Consider the following 20,715-nt stretch of genomic DNA (forward strand, 5'->3'; position numbering starts at 1 on the left):
AGCGACCGCCGCTGGCGACTTCGTCGCGGACGCGGCGGCCGCTCGGACGCGAGCCGGGCCGCGAACGGGGAATGCTCGGTCTCGCTGCGCTCGGAAACGGGAGTCGGGCCGATGGGGTTGTGCAGGAGGCGAGCGCTGTGTTGCTTGTGGCCGCGCCTGCGGTGCCACGTGTTCGCGGCCCTCTCCAGTGGCTGGCTTCTGGTGGCGACTGCTGATGGTGATTTCGTCGCGGGCGCGTTGGCCGCTCGAACGGGAGCTGGGTCGCGCGGATGTGGGGCCTGGTTTATCCAGCTGGGCGGCTCAGGGGCGCGGTGACCGGCGGGCGAGGGTCGCGGGAGGTTAGTTCGACTGATGCTCGGTCAGCGGTGGAGTCGGTTGCGGACCGGCGCGGTGGTGAATTCGATCGCGGCTACATGTAGTCGACGGTGGCGGGGGACCAGAGCGCGTCGCTCGAAGACGGCGTAGTCGGAGTGTTCGATGCGATGCAGGATGTCGGCGTAGAGGGTGGCTGCGGTACGAATGGCGGGGCGCACGCGCGGCTCGAGCAGGTCGATGCCGGGTGCGGCGCGGCGGTAGAGGTCCCGGTTGACCGCGATGAAGTGGGCAAGGGCCCGGCGGACGCGCGCGTCGGTGTGTCCGGTTCGGCGGCACTCGGCGAGGAGTTCTTCGTGCACGCCGAACGCCGCGAGGTCGTCGGTGGGCAGGTAGACACGGCCGCGATCGAGATCCTCCGCGACATCGCGCAGAAAATTGGTGAGCTGGAACGCTTCGCCGAGGGCTGCGGCGCCCGGTTCGGCCTCGGAAACCGGGACGACCGTGCCGAGAACCGGAAGCAGCTGCAACCCGATCGCGGCCGCGGAGCCATGCATGTACTCCCGGAGCTCGGCCATGGTGGCATACCGGTCCCGGAAGGCGACGGTGCCGGGCACATCCATCCTCATAGCACCCAGAAACGTCCAAAAATGCTGGGCCGCAATGTCATAACGCTGGATGGTGTCCGCGAGAGCCGCGAGCACGAGCGCGCCCGGCTGGATACCGGCTTCCCGCGCGGTCGTGCGTCCGAGTTCGGGCGACCTCGCCCGAACCGCAAGGGCCGGGATCGACTGCCACTCAGCGTCTTTCCCCGCTACACCGGAAGGCATGGCACTCGTTCGCGCGTCGAGCGCGGTGCGCAGTTGCTTTTCGATCAGATCGAGTTGATCGGCCTGCCCGTGGCCGACTGCGGCGATGTCTCCGGGCTGATCTGTGCGGTCGACGATGTCGTCCACCATCCGCGCGAACGCGTACAGGGCGTGGACCGCGCTCCGTCGCTCCGACGTCAGCAGCCTGGTGGCCAAAAAGTAGGTGCGGCCGTGGGTAGCGGCGATCTGCCTGCATTCGCGATAGGCGAGTGTGAGTTCGGCGTCGGTCGATAGGTGGTCGTCGGTCATGGAGCGGCGTGCGATGCTGAAGCGGTACTCGGTGGAGCGGCGCGCAACCGCAGCGGGTCCACCGTGCGCAGCGACAGCGCCGCAACCACGGCGGCGAAGGTCGCGGCGGCGACGTGCCAGAAGTTGTACAGGCCGATCGAGCCGTCCGGCTGGAACACCAGCATCAGCCAGGTGCACACACCGACCAGCCCCATCAGCGTCGTGGTGGACAGCGCGAAGCCGGCGGCCAGTGCCAGCGGCCAGGAGTAGTACCAGGGCAGCGCGGCCGGAGAGAGGATGACGATCGCCACGAACGCGATCAGAATACCGAGCACCGCCTCCCGCTCGCTGTGCCGGAACCGCCACCAGGTCCAGGTCAGCACCGCGACCAGCGACAGCGCGCACATCGCACGGGTCACCTCGAGCACCGACTCCAGTCGCAACGGGCTCACCCAGGTGACCGCGTGCGCCAGGACGGTCGGCAGCGAAAGCCAGTTGATGATCTTCTTCGACCCGGATAATGCGGTCAGCCAGCCGATGCCGACGCCCGCGATCGCCGAGGCGGCCACGAACACCACCGCGAATACGCTCAGGCCGAGGCCCGCGATCTTGGCGAACATCAGCGCAGGATGCGGCATATCCTCGGTCGGCTCGGCGGCGTCGTCGGGCTGTTCGCTCGCGGGCAGGTGCGCCGGATCGCGTCCCACCCGCTGCGCCGCGCGGCGTTCGCGCTCGTGCAACATCCAGATCCACACCAGGAACGGCAGCGCGATACCGGCGGTCGCCTTGATGGCCACGCCCACCGCGACGACCACGATGCCCGCCACGTGGTGGCGCTCCAGCACCAGAGCGATGCCCGCGCACATCAGGCCCACCATCAGCATTTCGTTGTGTACGCCGCCGATCAGGTGGATCAGCACCAAGGGGTTCAGCACGGCCAGCCATAGCGCGACGGTCGGCTTCCCACCGAGGTGCTTGGTCAGATAGGGCACCGCCCACATCATGAGCGCGAGGCCGGGCAGCATGACGAACCGCATCGCGATGGTGCCCGCCACCACGTTGTCGCCGGTTACGGCGGTGATCGCGCGTCCGAGCAACAGGAACACCGGGCCGTACGGCGCGGTGGTGGTTGTCCAGACGGGGCTCACGTTGTCCAGCAGCACACCGGGATTCGCGACCGGCCCGACCTGGTAGGGGTCGAAGCCGTCGCGCAGTAGCGCGCCCTGGGCCAGGTAGGAGTACGCGTCGCGGCTGAACATCGGCACGGCGAACAACAGAGGGAAGATCCAGACGCCGACGATCGCGCGCAGCTCGTTCAGGGTCACACCGGCGTCCGTCCGGTCGCCCGTCCCGATCGTGGCGCGCCCGAGCCGGACCCAGGCGGTGACCATCAGCAGTACGCCGATCCAGATGCAGATCGTCGAGAGCGCGTAGCCATGGCCGAAGCGGAGCCAGGATAGGTGTACGGCCTCCAGCAGTGGGTCGCGTTTGCGGACGCTGCCCGCGCCGAACCCGCCGAAGGTGATCATGACGGCGCCGAAGAAGCCGAGCAGGGCGGCATGGCCTTCGGGGCTTCTGGCGAAGTCGGCGTAGGTGCGTATCCACCACAGGAAACCACGGGGGGTGGCCGATTCGCGGCGTGCCGAAGTGCTGGATGCGGGGCCGGTGGTGTCGGGGGAGGCGGCCTCTGCGGTGCGCGTTTCGGGGGATGCCATCTGGTGTCGGTCCCCCCGAGTGGTCGGCGGTCGCAACCGCGAGCGAATAGGTCGGCGCTTAGTTTACGGCGTCGCCCCGAACCCTATCCCGCTGGTGCGTGGGGTTTCGCTTCGAGCGCGTGAGATATCGCCGGAAATGCGGTTTGCCGCCAGTTTTCCGGACAGCAGCGCGGTCGGCACACCGACGCCGGGGGTCGTGCCGCAACCGGCGATAACCACGTTGTCGCTGGAGCGGGGAAAATTACTCGGCCGAAATGGCCCGGTTTGCCGGAAAAGGTGTGCCGCGGAGAACGGAGTGCCGGCCAGCATCCCCCGATCGAGCCAAGTCCGCGGCGTGTCGAGATGGTCGACGGCGAAGTGCCCGGTGATGCCGTGGTATCCGCGTGCCTCGAGCACGGCGAGTAACTCGCGCAGGTAGGCGGGCCCGATCCGCACCCAGTCCAGCGGCGCCGCAGCCAGATTCGGGCACGGCGCGAGCAGGGAAAACGGCTCGTACCGTTCATCGCCCCGGTCGATGAACAGGCTCGGATCGGTCAACGCGGGCCGAGTGAGCAGCAGTGAGGGATCGCTCATCAGCGCGCCGCGGCCGCGGCGCCCGGTGATCTCGGCGAACGTGGCGTCCCAGGCTTGGCCGAACTCGATGGTGTGATGTGCTCGCACCGGCCAGGTCTCGGCGACCGCGGTGGGCACGGTTCCGTGCGCGACGACGGCGGAGGGTGCGGCGCGCAGCAAGCGTCTGCGCCGCACACCGAATCGTTCGATCGACCCGAGGTCGGCGGTGAGCACGAGCGCGTCGCAGTCGAAGGACCGTCCGTCGGCGGTGCGGGCGCGCCGGGCTCTACGGCCCGCGTAGTCGATCCCGACCACTTCGGCGCCGAGTTCCAGAGTTCCGCCCGCGTCGGTGAACGCCTGGGCCATCGCCGCGGCGATGGCCCGCATGCCGCCCTCGGGGAAGTAGACGCCCAGCGAGGTGTCCATGTGCGGTATCGCGCCGTACACGGCGAGCGCGTCGGCGGGCGGCATGCCCGCGTACAGCGCCTGGAAGGTGAACAGCCGCGCCAGCCGCGGGTCGCTCAGGAACCGGCGCACCCGGGAGCCGAGCCTGCCGAATCCGCCGAGCCGCACCAATTCGACCAGCGCGCGGCGCTTTTCGGATTTGCGAACCAGGTCCAGCGGCGAGTCGAAGTTGGTGTCCATGAACTCGGTGAACTCGGCCGCGTAGATGCGGGCCAGCCAGTCGCGCAGGCGCCGGTAACCGCTCGCCTCGGCAGGGCCGCAGGTGCGTTCGACCTCGGCGGCCATCGCGTCCGCGTCGGCGAACACCCGGATGTCGGCGCCGTCGGCGAACCTGGCGTGATAACTGGGCGTCAGCCGATGGATGCGCAGCGCGGGGACGCAGGTCTCCGGGCTCCGGTCGACCGCGGCGAGCGCGTCGGTGATCAGCTCGGGCAGCGTCAACACGGTGGCGCCGGAGTCGATGTCGTAGTCCGCGCCCCGGTAGCGCCCGACCCGGCCCCCGGGATGGTCGGCCCGCTCGAGCAGCGTGACCGCGCGCCCGGAGCCGGTCAGGTACAGCGCGGCCGACAGACCCGCCAACCCGGCGCCGACAACGACCACACGATCGGTCGGCCCCGCAACGGTCTTCACCCGGCTCTCCTCGTCATCGCCGCGGCGAGCGGGCCGCCGCCGCTCATGTCTCCACCTCGTTGGCGCTCGGCTCCGCCATGACCGAGAACTCGGCTGTGTTCATTGTTCGCTCGCTGCGCTCGCTCATGTCTCCACCTCGCTGGCGCTCGGCTCCGCCATGACCGAGAACTCGGCTGTGTTCATTGTTCGCTCGCTGCGCTCGCTCATGCGGCGCGCTTGGTCGCTGCCAACGCCATCGCGCGCAACCGTTCTTTCGCGGCGGGAGTCGCGGTGCTGGTCTCTATGGCGGCAAGGCCGCTTTCGGTGAGTTCGGCGATCCGGCGCTCCACCTTGTCGACCGCGCCGAGTTCGGTGAGCACCGCGCGTAGGCGCTGCACGTCGTCCGCGTTCAGATCGGTGCCGATGCTGGTGCGCAGCAGCTCGCCCGCGGCCGGGTCGGTGGCGTCGGCGCGGGCCAGCGCTTCGGCCAGCAGCACGGTCCGCTTGCCTTCCCGCAGGTCGTCGCCGGAGGGCTTGCCGGTCACCGCCGGGTCGCCGAACACGCCGAGCAGGTCGTCGCGCAACTGGAAGGCAATGCCGATATCGGTGCCGAACGTACGATACGCCTCGACCAGGCCCTGATCGGCGTCGGCGATGGCGGCGCCGAGGTGCAGCGGGCGTTCGACGGTGTAGGCGGCGGTCTTGTACCGATTGATCCGCAAGGCGGCCGCCACCGATTCGTCGGCGCCCGCCTCACCGTGGATGTCCAGCAGCTGACCGCCGAGTACCTCGGTGCGCATGCATGCCCAGACCGGCGCGAACCTGGCAATGGCCGCCGGGTCGAGGCCGGAAGCCTGCACCATGTCGTCGGCCCAGGCCAGCGCCAGGTCACCGATCAGGATGGCCACGCCGGCGCCGAAGTGCGCCGAGTCGCCCGTCCACCCGAGCTTGTGGTGGCGCTGCTCGAAGTCGACGTGCACGGTCGGGAACCGCCGGCGAGTGTGAGAGGAGTCGATGATGTCGTCGTGCACCAACGCACATGCCTGCACCAGTTCCAGAGCCGAGCACACGGTGAGCACCGCCGTCGCCTCGAGGCCATCCGAAGCGCCGCCCGCGCCGAGCCACCCGGTCCACGCAAACGCCGGCCTCGTGCGCTTTCCGCCGCGCAGCACGAACAGCTCGAGCGCGTCGACGGCCTCGACGAAGACCGGTCCTAGTCGCTCGACTATCTCGCGGCGAGTCAGGAAGAACGTGGTCAGGGCGCTTTCCACGGCGGCGACGAAGGCAGGGGTGCCCGGCTGCGGCACACCGGCATGCGGCGTCTGGGTACCGATTCCGGCAGACAGGGGGGCCTCCAAGGTCGTGCGGTGGTGGCCGCGCGGGAGCGCGGTTCACGGGTGTCGGCGGCGCGAGTGATTCGAGGCCGAGCGGGGGATGGTCGCGCGATTCGCTCGACGTGGCGAACGTGCTGCCTGATCCGAAGAATACGCGGGGCGCCCGAATGACCTGACGGCGCTGCCGCCGGTCACCTCTACACTGGACCGGTGACTTTCGACAACGTGCGGGGAAGCTCGACCCCTGGCCGGCCGTCCCGGACGCACCCGAACGTCTCTGGAACACCGTCGGTTGTGCAGAGTCTGCGGGACCACGCGGGGAGCGCAGTGCCGTTCTCTGTGGAGTTCAATCCGCCCCGGGACGCCGCCGCCGAGGCGCGGTTGTGGCGTGCCGTGCGCCAGTTCGAGTGCATGCACCCCGCGTTCGTGTCGATGACCTACGGTGCGGGCGGTTCCACCCGCGACCGCACCGTGCGCATCACAGGAGAGCTCGCGCAGGAGACCACCCTGCTGCCGGTCGCGCACCTGACCGCGGTGGAGCACAGCGTCGCCGAGCTGCGTTCGCTGGTCGGCGCGTACGCCGACTCCGGAATTCGCAACATCCTGGTGTTGCGCGGCGACCCGCCAGGCGACCCGCTCGGCGAGTGGCACAAGCATCCCGACGGCGTCTCCTACGCAGAAGAGCTGGTGCGCATCGTGCGCGACCTAGGTGACTTCCACGTCGGCGTCGCCTCGTTCCCGCAGGGCCACCACCGCTCGCCCGACCTGGAAACCGACACCGCGTTCCTGGCCGCGAAACTGCGTGCTGGCGCGGAGTATTCGATCACGCAGATGTTCTTCGACGTCGAGCACTACCTGCGCTTGCGCGATCGGGTGGCGGCGTTCGACCCGGTCGCGGGCGCCAAGCCGATCATCCCCGAGCTGATGCCGATCACCTCGCTGCGCACCGTCCAGCGTGCCGAAGAATTATGCGGCAGGCCGCTGCCCGCCGCCGTCATGGAGCGGTTGCGCAAGGCAGCGGGCGACGGCTCCGAGGAGAACGCCGCCGCGGTGCGCACCGCCGGCATCGAGATCGCCACCGAGATGGGGCAGCGGCTGATCGACGAAGGCGCGCCCTGTCTGCACTTCATCACCCTCAACTTCGCCAAGGCGACCAGCGAGGTGCTCACCAATCTCGGCTACGGCGTCACCGCCGCACCGATCAGCGCCTGAGCCCTCGCTTCCGGCGGCGTGGCCGCCCGAATCCGCGCCCAGCGCAACGAAAGCCGGTGCGGCCGCCGCGACCAGACCGATGAGCGTGATCGACGACGAACCGCCACCGAGACGAAGTGGTGCTCGCCGAGCCAGTATCGGTGGTAGCCCCATCGTTCGGCGTGCCGCGCCGGCTCGATCGTGTTGCGCAGCGCCTGCTGCGGTGTCGATCACGCGCTGATCGGAGACGGGTCGAGAACTGATAGCGGAACGGTCATGCGGCCCGCCCCTGCGTCGGGTCCTGTTCACCCGCCTCGATGGCCACCCGCAGCCGGTTCTGCGCCGGCGCTACCGGGCAGGTCGCGAAATCGGTGAAAGCGCAGGGCAGGTTCGCCGCCCTGTTGAAGTCGAGCGACACCGTGCCGTCCACCTCCGGTGCGCCCACGGCCAGCGAGCGTGCCACGGGGTAGGTGGTGACACCACTGGTGGCGTCGGTGAACAACAGCCGCAGGTTGTCCGGGGTGCCGAACGCGACAGCCCGCTCGGTCACCTCGCCGACGGTGAATTCGATGGTGCCCGAGGCGATGTGGTAGTGCTCCAGCCCGTCGACCACCGCGCCGGTGGTCACCGTCTGCTGTCTTTCGAACGGCGTGAACCGGCCGGACACCACCCATCGTGGATTGGGCGCGTAGGTCGGGATGCCGTCGAAGCCGAGCAGATCCGGCGCTGCCGGATCGTGTACACGGACGGCGTAGCGGCCGGTCCGGCGGATCGCCTCGAGCACCCGGTCCTCATGCAGCACAGAAACTCCCGGCGCACCCTCGGCGGGCCGGACGATCTGCACACCCGCGATGCCGAGGCCGTCGTACTCCAGTCGGTCGGCGGGCTGTGCGGTGATGAAGACTTTGTCGTCGGTGACCCACCAGGTGCCCGGCACGTCCGGCAGCCGCGCGGGCCGGTCGGTGAGCCAGTGCAGTCCGGTCAGACTGAGCATGCCGACCGGGTCGCGCAGCTGATCCTCGCGTGCGTGGTGCCAGCGCGCCCACTCGATCTCGAAAGCGCTGGTGATACTGGTGGTCATGACGCTCGGGCTCCTTCGTGGGGGTGGTGCGATGGCGGGTATGGCGCAGGCTGGGAGTCGCACGAGGTGGCTCCCTCGGGGTGTGAGTCGTCGCCGGAGGGCGTTCTCGAGCGCGTGATGGGTCCGGACCGCCTAGCCCGGCTTCGTCGGGGGCGGCATCGGTGTGGCGAACGCACTCATGACAGGGTCCTTCTTGGGCACGAAAGAGACAGCGCCGGGAGCGGCGGTCGCATCACCCGGCCAGCGACCGTGCACAGGCTGGTTGCGGCAGGTCAGCTATGACAGCTCGCGGAGGTGACTGTGCACTGGTCGATGTGGCGACGGCCCCAGTGCTGGTCGTGGGCAGCAGAGATGATCACTTCAATTCCTCCATCGATCCCGGCGGAAGCACCCGCACCCGGTGACCCGGGGGGTTGCTGCGACGTCGATGAGCCAGGTCTCTCGGTCGCTCTGGATGGTTGATATCGACCCTCGGTCAGCCGATACCAGGGTGGAGTCGAATTATCATGCCCAGTAAGTTGGCCCTGGAACAAGAGAAGTAATCACCGTGAACGTAGACCTTGCTGCTCGCGGATTCATCGGATCTTTGTAGTAGCCAGATGTGCGCTGCTGCCAGGGGGGACGTCGCGTAAGCCCGATCGGTGAACGGGTGGCCGAATGCCGTGAGTCCGATGCAGCATACGACCTTTGCCGGTGGTGGGAGACCACGGCCGAGCGCGTTCGACATCGACCTGTACCGGTTACTCGACCGCGGCGGTGTTCTGCCTCGACAGCACTCCTTCTACGTCGCACCGGCGGTGGCGGGAGCCCCTTTCCAGGTACTGCTCCTTCCCGCCGACGGTCGGATTCACCGTAGCCCCGTGACCGTCCGGCCGCGCGGTACGCGTCCGCCATGGGCTTTCGGCGGTGCCCGTTACCCGGTCGCCGATCCGAGTGGGCGGCCTTTCCAGCGCAAGATGCCCTGGCGGCGGGCGCGGCGCGAGCGCGCCCATAGCAGAAGATACGCCCCGATCGAGAGCGGATGCGCCAGGGCGGCAACGACGTCCGCGCCCGAGAGCGGGCCGCCGGTCTCCGTGGAACGGGCAAGCAGCCTGCTCGTGACGGCGGCGAGATAGCCGAGCAGGCCTGTGCGGCGGACCGTGCCTTTGCCGAGCATCGCGGCCGCCGGTGGCACCCAATAGGTCACGGCGGCAAGCAGTGCCACCGCCGCCCCGCCGGGAACAGTGCCGCCATAGGCCGACCACAGCCAGCGGGTGTAGCCCGCGTCGAGTTCGGCCGCGCCTCGGTACATCCTGGTTCGCGCCAGCGGCCCCGCGGCCACCACTGCGGTGGAATGCTCGGCCCGGCGCAGAATCCGGGCGAGATCGAGGTCTTCGGTCACAGCCGCGGCCACCGCCGCGTGCCCCCCGATTGCGCGGTAAGCGGCGTTGTCGAACACCAGGAACTGGCCGCAGGCCACCGCCGTGGACGGACGCGGGCTGCGATTGGCGGCGGCGATGGGCAGCGTCGTGGCCCAGGACCAGCACAGCAGCGGTTGCACCACAGCTTCGGCCACCGACCCGGCCAGCTGCAGCGGCCAAGGCGACACCAAATCGACATGGCGTCTGCGCAATTCGCCGACCGCCGCCGCGATGGCGGCGGGCGCGAGGCGCACATCGGCGTCCAGGAAGACCAGCACCGGCGTGTGCACCTCCTCGGCCAGCCGGGCGCATGCGGCGGCCTTGCCGGTCCAGTCGGGTGAGGGTTCCGACTCGGTGCGCAGCAGGGTGAATCGCGGGTCGCCGCCGATCGCTGCGCTCGCGGCAGCGGAGGTGTCGTCGCTCGACGCGTCGTCGAGGATGCGCACGGACATGCGCGGGATGCGCACCTGGGCGCGCAGATCAGCGATCAATCCGGGTAGGCGATCGGCCTCGTCGCGCGCCGGGACGCACACCGTGACCGGCTCGATCACTGTCGTAGGCGTACCGGCCAACCGGCGTACGGTGATTCGGTTGTACAGGGCGATTCCCGCGCCCAGCGCCGCGAGCGCCGCGGCGCACGTCACTGGGATCGACGCCGCGGGCGACGTATTCGGACGATCGGCACTCACCATGTGCGCCACGCTATCCCGGCGCACCGACCAACCGCTCAGCGATTCTGTGACACCGAGCGCCACCAGCGGCTCAGGGAGAAACCGACTTCCGGTGCGCCGGGCGCGGCGGGGTTGCGATCCATGTATGCCATGGCGGCGATGATGGCGGCCACGGCCAGGGTGATGCCGCCGACGATGCCTGCCCAGCCCGCGAACGAGCGCGTGTTCGGATCGGCGTAGCTGACCTCGGCGCGCAGCGTGGAGACATCGCCGGGCGGCAATTTCCAGGAGACGATGTTGTCGCCCTCGCGGCTGCCGTTGGTCTTCGCGACGCGGGCCGGGAACGCGATGGTGAACTGCACGTCGGAACCGTGCGGCGGAACGGATTTCAGATCTACCCGGCCGGTGAGGCTGACCAGGTCGCCGGTGCGCTGGAACTGCAGCTGGAACATCCCCTGGGTCTGCTCGGACAGCTGCCCGAGCTGCTGCACCTCACCGAACGACAGATCGTCGAAGAACACCTGACTGCCGGTATAGCCGTCCTGCGCGTACGCCTCCACCCGCACCTTCGCGGCGAGCGTCTCGGGCGCCTTCAGCTGCGGGCCCTTGTCGTTGGGATCTGCGGGCACGACAGCGGCTACGATCCGGCCGGAAACCCGGTCGTTGGACGACAGACCCATCGAGACCTGGACCCGCAAGCAGCCCGCGAGTACCGGGGCCAGCAACGCGGCGAGCAGCACGGCCGCGGCGATACGCACGCCGCGGCGTGGTGTCCGCCGCTGCGGAAGTACCGGGGCATCGGGCATCGTGGTGACGGGACTCGGCTGCACGGGTGTCATCGTGCCAGGCCAGATGCCCGGAATGCCACGCGACGGTCGCAATCCGCGCGTCGGTGTGGCGCGGCCGGCGCATCGGGTCAGGTCAGCGCCGCGTTCGAGCCGACAGAACCAGCAGCGGAACGCCGAGCACACCCATACCGACAAGGCCGTACCATCCGGAATGCGGAAGGCCCAGGAACGCCACGTGGGCCAGTGCCGATCCGAGCCAGGTCCACAGGAACATCGCGGCCGGGACGGTGACCGTGGTCACGCAACCACCGTCCTGTGGTGCCGGGGCGGCATCGGGCGCCGCGTGCTCCCACACCGCGAGCAGACCGGCCATGATGAGCGCGACGCCGAACCACCCCAGATAGTTGGTATACGGGATCGGGCCGAGGCCGGGCAGCCCCGAGTCGGTGTCGCACCAGGTCCAGTGCGCGTCGGCGACCATCTGCGGGTCGAGGAACAGATCCCAGCCCGCCGCGCCGACCGCGGTCAGTACGATCCGCGAGGCCGTTCGCCGGCACACCATCCCGGCTACCACCCACACCGGGTAAAATCCGCCGGTCCAGGCCAGCGCGACGATCAGTGGCACCCCGAACAGCGCGGGACCGAGCCGGTCGACCGCGTACTCGTAGCAGCCGAACGGCACCCCCGTCGCCGTGCCGACCACCTCGGCCAGCAGTCCGAGCCCGGAAACGAGCACCAAGAACCCGACGGCGTAGCGAATTCCCCGGATTGCCGTGGCATGGGCCAGCGCGGTTCCCGCGGAGAGCAGCACGATCACGACCGTGATCCGGTCACGCGCGTCGCCGGAGGTCAGCGGATAACCGATCTGCGCGCAGACCGTCAGCGCGGCAGCGGCCAGCGGCAACAGATACCGCGCCGAGCGAGGTTCGAGCGAGTGGTCGGGGCCGGTCCCGGTGGTTTCCGCCTGGTGGTCGAGCGACGGCTCGGCGGCCCCGCGGCGCCCACTCGGTGTCGGCGGATCGGCCGCGTTCGTCATCGCCCGCGCCACCGGGAGAATCGACGACGGCGTAGGTCGCGGAGGGCAAGGGCGGCAGCCGTGCGGCCACTCGCCCCGGAGACGCCGCCGCCTGGATGGGTTGACGCGCCGGTCAGGTACAGCCCAGGGGCGCCGGGTACCCGCTGCCCGGACAGTTCGGGCAGCGGTCGCCACAGCATCATCTGGTCCAGCGACATCTCCACGTGCATGATGTTGCCGCCGATCAACCCGAGTTCGCGCTCGAGGTCCACCGGAGTCTGCACGTATCGGCGCAGTACCGAGTCGGCGAAACCGGGTGCGTACGAGTCGACTTCGGCGATGATCCGGTCGCCCTCCCGCTCGGCGTGCGCGGCCCAGTCGCTGCCGTCGGCCAGGCGGTACGGGTGCCACTGTGCCCATAGCGACAACTGATGCTCGCCGGGCGCGACGATGCTCGGGTCCACCGCGCTGAAGCTCATCGCCAGCACCACCGGCCGCGGCGGTAGCTCCCCGGCCACCGCGGCACCGTGCGCGCGGCGCAGCTGTGTTCGATCGGACACGAGAAATTGCAGGCCATGCGCGGATTCGTCGGTCGAGCTCCCGGAGTAGCGCGGCAGCGATCCGGTGGCGACGCGCACCACCATTCCGATGCCCGGTCCGACCCGAATCCGCCTCCGCCAGTCGTCGAGCACCTCGGCGTCGAATCCCCCGTCGCGCAGCAGGTCCAGGGTGGTCAGGACATGGGCGCCCGCGACAACGATGTCGGCGTGCAGGCTCCGGCCGGATGCGGTGCGCGCCTGCCAGCGGTCGCCGTCTCTGTGTAGGGCACGAACCGCGTCGCCTGAGGTCACCACACCTCCGTCGGACCGCAGCCGCGCCACCAGCGCCTCGGTAAGCGCGCCGCTGCCGCCGACCGCGCGTCCCGGCGGTAGCGTGTGCATGAGCGCCGCGAACCCGACCATCGGCGCCGTGCCCGGTTCGGACATGGGCGGCCCCGACTGTGCTCCGAACCAGGCCAGCGATGCTTTCAGCCGCTCGTCCTCGAAAAACGCGTCCAGCAAGGCGTCGCCGGATTGCAGGAACTCGTGCGAGAGCGCGCTCCCGCCGCGTGTCGCGTCCAAGCCCCAGAACGACCGCACCAGCCTGCCCGGCGTCGGCGCGCCCCCGAACGCCCGCATCACCCTGGCGCTGCGCGGACCCCATACCCGTACGAACCGGCGATACGCTGCCGCCTCCCGCGCGCCGCAGGCCTGTGTGATCGACCCGCAGGTCGACTCCAGGTCACGATGGAAGACGATGGCCGCGCGGCCATCGTGCGCCGGCGTGAAACCCCAAGGGTCGCAATCGATGTATCGCAGCCCGAAGTGGGCGAGCTCGAGTTCTTCGATGATCCCGGTGTGCCGGATCATGATGTGCGCCGACGAACCGCGATCGACTTGATGGCCCGGGAACCGTTCCACCGTCGACACGGCGCCGCCGAGCACCTCGTCGCGTTCGAGTACCTCGACCGCGTGCCCGGCGCGCGCCAGATAGCACGCGGCGACGAGGGCATTGTGGCCCGAGCCGACGACGACTACCGTCACGTGACCCTCACAACGGCAGCCGCCTGCCGAGGATCGCGAACGGCCGATTGTCGCCGGTGAACACGAAATTCCGCACCACGTCGGTGAATCCCTGCCTGCGGTAGAGCCGCCAGGCGCGGTTGTCCTCGCGGTCGACCTCCGGCGTCGACAGCAGCACAGCGCGCTCGGTTCGTCCGCGCAGCAGCCGTTCCAGCAGCGTGGTACCGATGCCGAGGCCTTGCGCGGACGGATGCACATGCAGTTCGGTGAGCTCGAAATAGTCCGAGAGCAGTTCGCGCACGGAGTGTTCCGGCCAGCCGGAGCGGCGCATCCCGCTGTGTACCTGCTGGTGCCACCACTGGTGGGCGGCGCCGCGGTAGCCGTAGGCGACCGCCACGATGGGTGCGGAGCGCAGATCGACCAGACCGGCGTCGTCGGGCACCACGGCCGCCACCGCCTGCCAACCAGGTCGGGTGGTGTGCTCGGTCCACATCGGCGCGCGGTGGTGCTCGGTGCCGCGGGGATAGTCCATGGCCGCGACATAGACCGCCAGCGCGTCGTGCAGCCGGGAGCGCAGGTCCCTGACCGAGAGGTCGACGACGGCGGGTGCGGGGGTGTGATTGGGCTTGACGGCGGTCATGGCTCTCGTCGGCCGCGCGGGCGCGGAAGTTTGTCGGTGGGCGTCTCTATATTCAAGCTCAATTCAAACGTTCGAATACCTGTTCGGTCCGCGCGGTGCTGGAAAGCGGTGGGGCACGCCGCCTCAGCGCGGGTACGGGCCACGGTGTGCGATTGTGGAGGGACGGCTGATGTCTGGTCGAGTGGAAAATCCGGGGCAGCCCGGCCGGGCCGGCAAGCTGCTGCAGCGGGCGGACGGTTTGCTCATGCAGGCGGCGGGGGAGCGGGATCCGCGCGAACGGTTCCGCACCGCCTACCTGGCCGCGCTGCGCGGTGCGGGTGCGGTGCTCGCGCTCACGGGCGCCGACGCCGCGCCGCGGGCGCGCTCGCGCAACGCGTGGGTGCTCATGCAACGCGCCGCGCCCGAGTTCGTGATGTGGTCGGACTACTTCAGTGCGCGCTCGGAGGTCCGCGCCGCGCTGGAGGCAGGACTGGACCGGGATGTCGACGATCGCGAGGCCGATGAGTTTTCTTCGCGGGTGGGCGCATTCCTCCATGACGTGGAAGATCTGGTGTCCGCATCGGCCAGGTTGCGACCCGCGCCGGGGTGGACCGGCGGCATGACCGCTTAGTTATCGGCGAGTAGGTGGTACGGCCCTGATCTAACTCGTATCATTGGTGACAGATAGCCGCCAAGGTCGGCTATCTGTCGCCTACCCGGAGGCGACAGCCACGTCCTAGTGCCGGGGGAGGTACCGTGCCACTCTCCGAGCACGAGCAGCGCATGCTCGAACAGATCGAGAGCGCTCTCTATGCTGAGGATCCAAAGTTCGCCTCGTCCGTCCGCGGTGGACGGCTTCGTTCGACCTCGAGTCGTCGCAGACTCCAGGCCGTGGCGTTGTTCGTCCTCGGCCTGTTTCTTCTGATCGCCGGCATCGCGGCACCCGTGAAGCCCGGCGGCTTCCCGATCATCAGCCTGATCGGGTTCATTGTCATGTTCGGTGCGGGCGTGCTCCTGCTGCTCGGCAGCTCCAAGAGCGCCGCCAAGAACGACCGGTCGGGTGGCGACGCCGCCTCTGGAGGCCCGAGTGGCGGATCGAGCGGACGCGGGCGCCAGCGCAAGTCCGGTGGTTTTTCCGAGCGTATGGAAGACCGGTTCCGGCGGCGGTTCGAGCAGGAGTAGCTCGCCCCTGACCTGATATAGGCAACAGAGACGGCGACGCCGCACCGAGAGGTGCGGCGTCGCCGTCTCATGCCTGCCTTCAGTGGCCTCGCGGATGATCTTCGCCTGGGGGAATTCCGAGCTTCCCCACACCTCCCCACATGCATCCCCCAACACCCCCACGCACCCGCCCGGCAGGGCCGCGCGAGAGAGTTTGCTGGGTGTTTTCGGAGGTTTGGTCAGCGGCCTGCGCGTGTCGGCAGAACTCGCAAGAAGTTCTCCACCCCGGTGATAGCTGGGATGACCTGCGGAATCGTCTGGGCCAGGAGCCAGATCACCGCATGTTTCGATTGAAAGTGGGGGAAAGTGGGGTAATGTGGAGCGCGCACTTACTGAAAGGCCGACCAGCGAGGTGATCGACTAGGGAGGTATCGGGATGTTTCTCGGTACCTACACACCGCGCTTGGACGACAAGGGGCGACTCACGTTGCCTGCGAAGTTTCGAGACGATCTGGCGGGAGGGTTGATGGTCACGAAGGGGCAGGACCACAGCCTTGCCGTGTACCCCAAAGAAGAGTTCACCGCGCTCGCCCGGCGGGCCGCGGCCGCGTCTCGAAGCAATCCGCAGGCACGCGCGTTCGTCCGGGCGCTCGCGGCCGGAACGGACGAGCAACGTCCGGACGCGCAGGGTCGGATCGTGTTGTCGGCCGACCATCGTCGCTACGCCAACCTGCAACGGGACTGCGTGGTGATCGGCTCGGTCGATTTCCTGGAGATATGGGACAAGCAGGCGTGGGAGTCCTACCTCGCCGAGCACGAGGAGGACTTCTCGCAAGCTAGAGACGAGTCGCTGGGCGGAATCTTCTAGCCCTGAGCGAACGAGTGCCGCGCGGTCTCTGCCCGGGCGCGGACCCTGACGTACTTCCCCGACGCCAGGTGCCGAGGTTCGGTCAGAGACCACGGGGCATTCGTATCCGTATCAAAAGCACTGTGTATCAAGGCGACCCATGTGCGGTGCGCGACGACGCGAGGCAGGACTCCGGGAGGTCGAGGTGAACCGTGAACAGTACGGCCCCCGCCATGTTCCGGTTCTGCTCGAGCGGGCCGACGCGCTGCTCGGTCCTGCCTTGGGCGAGCCGGGCGCGGTCTATGTCGACGCAACCCTGGGGCTCGGCGGGCACGCCGAGCATTTCCTGCACACCTACCCGAACATTCACCTGGTCGGCCTGGACCGCGACACCACCGCGCTGAAGCTGGCGGGCGAGCGGCTCGAGCCGTTCGCTGATCGAGTCACGTTGGTGCACACCCGCTATGACGGCATTGCCGACGCGCTGGCTCAGGCGGGGCTGTCGACCACCGGCTCGGTCTCGGCGATCCTGATGGATCTGGGCGTCTCGTCCATGCAGCTCGACGAGACCGACCGCGGCTTCGCTTACTCCGTCGACGCGCCGTTGGACATGCGGATGGACCCGACGACCGGTCCCACCGCCGCCGACGTGCTCAACACCTACAGCCACGGCGACCTGGCCCGGGTACTGAAAACCTATGGGGAAGAACGCTTCGCGGGCCGGATCGCCGCCGAGGTGGTCCGCCGCCGCCGACAGAAGCCGTTCACCACCAGCAGCGAGCTGGTGGAAGTGCTCTACGCCGCGATCCCCGCGGCGACCCGCCGCACCGGCGGGCATCCGGCGAAGCGCACTTTCCAGGCACTGCGGGTGGAGGTCAACCGGGAACTCGACTCACTGCGGGAGGCATTGCCCGCCGCGCTCGCGGCGCTGCGGATCGGCGGCCGCATCGTCGTCATGTCCTACCAGTCGCTGGAGGACAAGGTGGTCAAGCAGGAGCTAGCGCCGCGCACGGTGTCCAGGACCCCGGTGGATCTGCCGGTCGAACTACCCGGCATGGGGCCGGAGTTCCGGATGCTGACCCGCGGTGCGGAGAAGGCGACCGAGCAGGAGATCGAGGAGAACCCGCGGGCGGCTCCGGTGCGGATGCGCGCAGCGGAACGGATTCAGGAGGCGCGGTGAGGGACCATCGCGCAGCGCCTTACCGCGCCGACCGGGTGCGGGTGTCCCGCAGAGACACAGGAGGCGCGGTGAGGGACCATCGCGCAGCGCCTTACCGCGCCGGCCGGGTGTGGGTGTCCCGCAGATACACAGGAGGCCGGATGAGACAGCATCGCGCTGCGTCGACCCGGCGTCCCGTGCGGACAGAGGAGGGGAACCGATGAGCGTGCGGACACGGACCGTCGATGCGCCGGGCCGGATCGCCCGGCGGGTTCACGATGCTGAGCGGGTGAAATCCGGTGCGGCGCAGCGGGCTTACGCCCGGCGGCGGATGCGCGCCGAAGGCCGTTCGGACCGGGCGGTTCTGCCCGCCATGCGGCGCTCGGCGATGGCCGCGCGCATCCCGTTCGTCACGGCCATCATCGCACTGCTCGGCTGCGGCCTCGCGCTGACTCTGCTACTGACCACCCGTGCCGCCGAGGACAGCTACCAGCTCGGCGACGCGCGAGCGACCAACCGGAAGCTGGCCGACGAGCGCGCCGCGCTGCAGCGAGAGGTGGAGGCCGCCGACTCGGCGCCGGAGCTGGCCGCACGAGCGCGCGAACTCGGCATGATTCCGGCCAAGGACCCGGCCCGCCTCGTCATCGCGCCGGATGGCACTGTCACGGTGATCGGCAAACCGACTCCCGCCCAGGGCGCTCCGGTGCCGCCGCTGAACGTTTCGCCGTCGGCGCAGCCGGGTAGCGTGCAGGCCCGGGGCGAGCGGGTGGTCCCGGTCACCACCACGCCTGCCGTGCCCGCACGGGACCAGACGAACACGGGGCAGCAGAACGACCTCCAGGTGAACGCCGCGCCCGCGAGTCCGGGCGGTGCGGCGCAGACCGGTCCACTACCCGCCGAACCGGCGCCGCCGCAGGCAGCGGGCCCGCAGCAGCAGGAGGAAGCGTCGCCGCCGCAGGCGGAGGCGCCCCAGCAGGCGGAGGCGGAAGTGGAGGCACCACAGTCGCCTGTCGAGACGCCGCAGCCCCAGGCCGTACCTGACGGATCTCCACGATGACGCAAACCAGGCCGGCGCCGCGCCGACGCCGACCCGCCGCGACCGGTGCCGGCAGACCGCGCCAGTCCGCGCCGCCCGCCTCGGAGGGGCCGCTGCGGCTGCGCCTCGGTGTCGGCCGGGTAGTCATGCTGGTCGCGCTCGCCGTCGTCGCGCTGCAACTGCTGTGGGTACAGAGCGTCGCGGCGCCGGGACTGTCGGCGCAGGCTGCCAGTCAGCGCACCACCCACCAGCCCGACCAGGCGACCCGCGGGCCGATCACCGATCGCAATGGCAAGTCGCTCGCCTTCACCATCTCCGCCAAAGCCTTGACTTTCCAACCGGTCCGGGTTCGCAAGGATTTGTCGGACGCCAAAGCCAAGAGCGACAGCGCGCCTGATCCGGATGAGCGCTTGCGCGCCATCGCCCGCACGATCCACGAGAAACTCGGTAAGGACGCGCCCGCGGAATCGGACCTGCTCGCGAAGTTGCGCAGCGACGAACAGTTCGTCTACCTCGCCCGAAATGTCGATCCGCGAATCGCGGCGGAAATCACCGAGAAGTTCTCGCAAGTGGGCTCCGACCAGCAGAGCATCCGGGTGTATCCCGGTGGCGCGCTGGCCGCGAACGTCGTCGGCGCCACGGGGTGGGACGGCCACGGCCAGGTCGGACTCGAGTCGTCGATGGACTCCGCGCTGGCCGGTACCGACGGGTCGCACACCTACGATCGCGGCTCCGATGGCGCGGTCATCCCCGGGAGCTGGCGAGATGAACAGCCGGCGGTGAACGGTTCCGCCGTCGAGCTCACCTTGGACTCGGATCTGCAGTACCACGTGCAGCAGCAGGTGCAGCAGGCCAAGGAGATGTCCGGCGCGAACGGCGCGTCGGCGGTCGTCCTCGACGCCAAGACCGGCCAGGTGCTCGCGATGGCCAATGACAACACCTTCAACCCGGCGTTGGGACCGCAGAATTGGGCAGGCGCCGAGTTGAGCAATCCGTCGGTGTCGGACGTGTTCGAGCCGGGCTCGGTAAACAAGATCATTACGGCGTCCGCGGCCATCGAGTACGGCTTGACCGATCCCGATGAGGTGCTTCAGGTTCCCGGTGAGATCCAGATGGCCGGCGTCACCGTCCACGACGCGTGGTCACATGACGTAGAGCCCTACACCACCACCGGCATCTTCGGCCGGTCATCCAACGTGGGCACGCTGATGCTGGCGCAACGGGTCGGCGAGAACCGATTCGCCGACATGGTGAACCGGTTCGGGCTGGGCCAGCGCACGGGGATCGGCTTGCCGGGGGAGAGTCCGGGGCTGGTACCCGACCGCGATCAGTGGTCAGGTGGCACGTTCGCGAATCTCCCGATCGGACAGGGCCTCTCGATGACGACGTTGCAGATGGCAAGCATGTACCAGGCCATTGCCAACGACGGCGTGCGCATACCGCCGAGGATCGTCAAAGCCGAGATCGCACCGGACGGCAGGCGAACCGAGGAACTACAGCCGGACGGGGTGAAGGTGGTGAATCCGAAGACCGCAGCGACATTGCGGACGATGTTCCAGGCGGTCGTGCAGCGTGACCCGATGAACGCCAACCAGAACGGCACGGGTTGGCCCGCGGCCATCACGGGCTACCAGGTGGCGGGCAAGACCGGTACCGCGCAGAAGGTCGACCCGGATTGCCAATGCTATTCGACGTCGTCGTTCTGGATCACTTTTGCGGGTATGGTCCCCGCCGACAATCCGCGCTACGTAATCGGCCTCATGCTCGATGCCCCCGAACGCAGCTCCGACGGCAGCGGTGGTGGTTCGGTGGCTCCGCTGTTCCACAACATCGCCTCGTGGGCGCTACAACGGGATCGCATTCCTCCGTCACCGGAGCCTTCCAAGCGTTTCGTCCTGCAGGCGGGGTGATTCGGCTACTCCGCTCGATCCGTGCTCACCCCCGCCTTGCCGGGGGGCTCTTGTGTGCAGCGTGGCGCGGCACACGCGGGATGGCAGAGCCCGTAGGGTCGGTGGTGACCTACGACTTTGCGGTGGGGCGCATGGTCCCGCCGTGATCGGTCGCCGGTAACCTGACACGTCGATCGCTGCCCCCGAAAGGA

Annotated in this window: 17 protein-coding genes, 1 pseudogene and 1 riboswitch; of the genes and pseudogenes, 7 read left to right on the top strand and 11 right to left on the bottom strand. The window is 69.1% G+C overall.

Annotation, left to right across the window (positions count from 1 at the left end; all coding sequences use genetic code 11):
* Positions 1–359: 359 nt before the first annotated feature.
* From AB0H00_RS28300 to AB0H00_RS28315, 4 genes are all read right to left on the bottom strand, one after another.
* Positions 360–1,430, bottom strand: a complete 1,071-nt coding sequence (locus AB0H00_RS28300; protein ID WP_357272215.1) for a phytoene/squalene synthase family protein — start codon at positions 1,428–1,430, stop codon at positions 360–362.
* Positions 1,427–3,124, bottom strand: coding sequence for an alpha-(1->6)-mannopyranosyltransferase A (locus AB0H00_RS28305; RefSeq protein ID WP_357272217.1), 1,698 nt, complete (start codon positions 3,122–3,124; stop codon positions 1,427–1,429). Before AB0H00_RS28305 ends, AB0H00_RS28300 begins: the two co-directional genes overlap by 4 nt.
* 63 nt (positions 3,125–3,187) lie before the next feature.
* Positions 3,188–4,771, bottom strand: a complete 1,584-nt coding sequence (crtI, locus tag AB0H00_RS28310) for a phytoene desaturase family protein (protein ID WP_357272220.1) — start codon at positions 4,769–4,771, stop codon at positions 3,188–3,190.
* A 203-nt stretch (positions 4,772–4,974) separates the two neighbouring features.
* Positions 4,975–6,057 (bottom strand): polyprenyl synthetase family protein, encoded by a 1,083-nt coding sequence (locus AB0H00_RS28315; RefSeq protein ID WP_357272311.1) that lies wholly within the window; start codon positions 6,055–6,057, stop codon positions 4,975–4,977.
* Positions 6,058–6,294: 237 nt separating this feature from the next.
* Here AB0H00_RS28315 and AB0H00_RS28320 point away from each other — a divergent pair, with 237 nt between their 5' ends.
* Complete coding sequence (locus AB0H00_RS28320; RefSeq protein WP_357272222.1) at positions 6,295–7,296, top strand: methylenetetrahydrofolate reductase; 1,002 nt, start codon at positions 6,295–6,297, stop codon at positions 7,294–7,296.
* A gap of 60 nt (positions 7,297–7,356) precedes the next feature.
* On the opposite strand, the pseudogene AB0H00_RS28325 reads toward AB0H00_RS28320, so the two are convergent.
* The 7 genes and pseudogenes from AB0H00_RS28325 to AB0H00_RS28355 all read right to left on the bottom strand — a co-directional run.
* Positions 7,357–7,553: pseudogene (locus AB0H00_RS28325) on the bottom strand (LLM class flavin-dependent oxidoreductase); the annotation flags it as partial.
* A complete protein-coding gene (locus AB0H00_RS28330) occupies positions 7,550–8,356 on the bottom strand; it encodes a DUF1684 domain-containing protein (protein WP_357272224.1) in 807 nt (268 codons plus the stop codon). The gene AB0H00_RS28330 and the pseudogene AB0H00_RS28325, both read right to left, overlap by 4 nt.
* A 366-nt stretch (positions 8,357–8,722) precedes the next feature.
* Positions 8,723–8,817, bottom strand: a riboswitch (SAM riboswitch).
* Positions 8,818–9,269: 452 nt separating this feature from the next.
* Entirely contained in the window at positions 9,270–10,448 is a 1,179-nt protein-coding gene (locus AB0H00_RS28335) for a glycosyltransferase (protein WP_357272226.1), read from the bottom strand.
* Between the two features lie 35 nt (positions 10,449–10,483).
* Entirely contained in the window at positions 10,484–11,233 is a 750-nt protein-coding gene (locus AB0H00_RS28340) for a DUF3153 domain-containing protein (protein ID WP_357272313.1), read from the bottom strand.
* 115 nt (positions 11,234–11,348) lie between these two features.
* Entirely contained in the window at positions 11,349–12,251 is a 903-nt protein-coding gene (locus tag AB0H00_RS28345; protein ID WP_357272228.1) for a carotenoid biosynthesis protein, read from the bottom strand.
* The gene (locus tag AB0H00_RS28350; RefSeq protein ID WP_357272230.1) at positions 12,248–13,813 is read right to left on the bottom strand and encodes an NAD(P)/FAD-dependent oxidoreductase; all 1,566 of its coding nucleotides are present in this window, start codon (positions 13,811–13,813) and stop codon (positions 12,248–12,250) included. The genes AB0H00_RS28345 and AB0H00_RS28350 overlap by 4 nt, the downstream gene beginning before the upstream one ends.
* 7 nt (positions 13,814–13,820) lie before the next feature.
* A complete protein-coding gene (locus AB0H00_RS28355) occupies positions 13,821–14,432 on the bottom strand; it encodes a GNAT family N-acetyltransferase (RefSeq protein WP_357272233.1) in 612 nt (203 codons plus the stop codon).
* Positions 14,433–14,601: 169 nt separating this feature from the next.
* Between AB0H00_RS28355 and AB0H00_RS28360 the strand changes: the two genes are divergently transcribed.
* The 6 genes from AB0H00_RS28360 to AB0H00_RS28385 all read left to right on the top strand — a co-directional run bounded on the left by AB0H00_RS28360 (position 14,602) and on the right by AB0H00_RS28385 (position 20,524).
* The gene (locus AB0H00_RS28360; RefSeq protein WP_357272235.1) at positions 14,602–15,042 is read left to right on the top strand and encodes an SAV_6107 family HEPN domain-containing protein; all 441 of its coding nucleotides are present in this window, start codon (positions 14,602–14,604) and stop codon (positions 15,040–15,042) included.
* Positions 15,043–15,167: 125 nt separating this feature from the next.
* Positions 15,168–15,593: a DUF3040 domain-containing protein gene (locus AB0H00_RS28365; protein ID WP_357272237.1), complete on the top strand. Its 426-nt coding sequence runs from the start codon at positions 15,168–15,170 to the stop codon at positions 15,591–15,593.
* A gap of 415 nt (positions 15,594–16,008) precedes the next feature.
* On the top strand, positions 16,009–16,440 hold the full coding sequence (mraZ, locus tag AB0H00_RS28370; RefSeq protein ID WP_039797118.1) for a division/cell wall cluster transcriptional repressor MraZ: 432 nt from the start codon (positions 16,009–16,011) through the stop codon (positions 16,438–16,440).
* A gap of 184 nt (positions 16,441–16,624) precedes the next feature.
* Positions 16,625–17,599, top strand: coding sequence for a 16S rRNA (cytosine(1402)-N(4))-methyltransferase RsmH (gene rsmH / locus AB0H00_RS28375; protein ID WP_357272239.1), 975 nt, complete (start codon positions 16,625–16,627; stop codon positions 17,597–17,599).
* A gap of 199 nt (positions 17,600–17,798) precedes the next feature.
* The gene (locus AB0H00_RS28380) at positions 17,799–18,635 is read left to right on the top strand and encodes a hypothetical protein (RefSeq protein ID WP_357272241.1); all 837 of its coding nucleotides are present in this window, start codon (positions 17,799–17,801) and stop codon (positions 18,633–18,635) included.
* Positions 18,632–20,524, top strand: coding sequence for a penicillin-binding protein 2 (locus AB0H00_RS28385; RefSeq protein ID WP_357272243.1), 1,893 nt, complete (start codon positions 18,632–18,634; stop codon positions 20,522–20,524). The genes AB0H00_RS28380 and AB0H00_RS28385 overlap by 4 nt, the downstream gene beginning before the upstream one ends.
* Positions 20,525–20,715 lie beyond the last annotated feature (191 nt).

The sequence above is a fragment of the Nocardia sp. NPDC023852 genome, assembly GCF_040639505.1.
In the GTDB taxonomy this organism is placed as follows: Bacteria; Actinomycetota; Actinomycetes; order Mycobacteriales; family Mycobacteriaceae; genus Nocardia.